This window comes from Terrabacter terrae, from assembly GCF_039529575.1.
Lineage (GTDB): Bacteria > Actinomycetota > Actinomycetes > Actinomycetales > Dermatophilaceae > Terrabacter > Terrabacter terrae.
On sequence record NZ_BAAANB010000020.1, the window covers coordinates 200,910 to 202,072 of the forward strand.

Below are 1,163 nucleotides of genomic sequence, written 5' to 3' on the forward strand. Positions count from 1 at the left end.
ATGGGCGCGGGAGGCATCGGCGTCGACGTCAGCGAGCTGCTCACGCACCTGGAGTCGCCGATGACGGTCGAGCAGTGGATGGCCGAGTGGGGCGTGGGTGAGCCGGACGCGTCGCGTGGCGGGATCGTCGAGCCGCACCCGGCCCCGTCGCCGCGGGAGGTGCACCTGCTCCAGCGCAAGGCGACACCGATCGGCAAGGGACTCGGCAGGACGACCGGATGGGTGCACCGGGCAGCGCTGAAGGCCAAGGGAGTCCACCACCACGTGGGCGTGAGCTACGAGCGCATCGACGACGCCGGCCTGCACATCACGCACGGCGAGGAGCGCACCGACCCGCAGGTGCTCGACGTGGACACCGTCGTGGTCTGCACCGGGCAGGAGTCGGTGAACACGCTGGGTCCCGAGCTCGTCGCGCGGGGCGTCAGGGTCCACGTCGTCGGTGGCGCCGACGTCGCGGCCGAGCTCGACGCCAAGCGCGCCATCCGGCAGGCCACCGAGCTCGCAGCCACCATCTAGCCGGCGGCCGGAGGCGCGGCTGACTCGGGCCGGTCGCCGGCGCCGAGCAGGAAGGTGGTCATCGGCCCCTTGCTCTTGACGAGCACGGTTCCGCGGCAGCGCAGCGTGAACCCCGGCCCGAGGGCTGCCGCCACGCGCTCGGTCACCTGGATCTCCCCGGGCAGCCCGTGGGACTCCATGCGGCTCGCCGTGTTCACCGTGTCGCCCCAGAGGTCGTAGATGAACTTCCGCCGCCCGATGACCCCCGCGACGGCGGGTCCGGTGTCCATGCCCATGCGCACGGCGAGCCACTCGCATCCCGGCTCCCGCGCGATGGCGGCGATGTCGGCGCGCATGGCGAGCGCCACCCGGGCGACCGCCTGGAGGTGGTCGGGTCGCCTCTCGGGCAGGCCACCGGCCACCATGTACGCGTCGCCGATCGTCTTGATCTTCTCGACCGACTCCGCGTCGGCCCGCCGGTCGAAGGCACTGAAGATGCGGTCGAGGAGCGCAACGAGCTCTCCGGGCGGGACCACCTGGGTGTGCTCGGTGAAGCCGACGAGGTCGGCGAAGAGCACCGTCACGGCGTCATGGTGCTCGGCGATGACGCCCGTCTCCCGCTTGAGCCGCGCGGCGATCGAGGCCGGCAGGACGTTGAGCAGCAGCCG

General features: G+C 72.4%; 2 protein-coding genes. One reads left to right on the top strand and one right to left on the bottom strand.

Annotation, left to right across the window (positions count from 1 at the left end):
* The coding region (locus ABD194_RS09985) for an FAD-dependent oxidoreductase (RefSeq protein ID WP_343990802.1) at positions 1-516 on the top strand (516 nt) is incomplete at its 5' end.
* Here the strand turns inward: ABD194_RS09985 and ABD194_RS09990 are convergent.
* A partial coding sequence (locus ABD194_RS09990; protein ID WP_343990804.1) for an adenylate/guanylate cyclase domain-containing protein occupies positions 513-1,163 on the bottom strand: 651 nt, incomplete at its 5' end. The genes ABD194_RS09985 and ABD194_RS09990 overlap by 4 nt on opposite strands.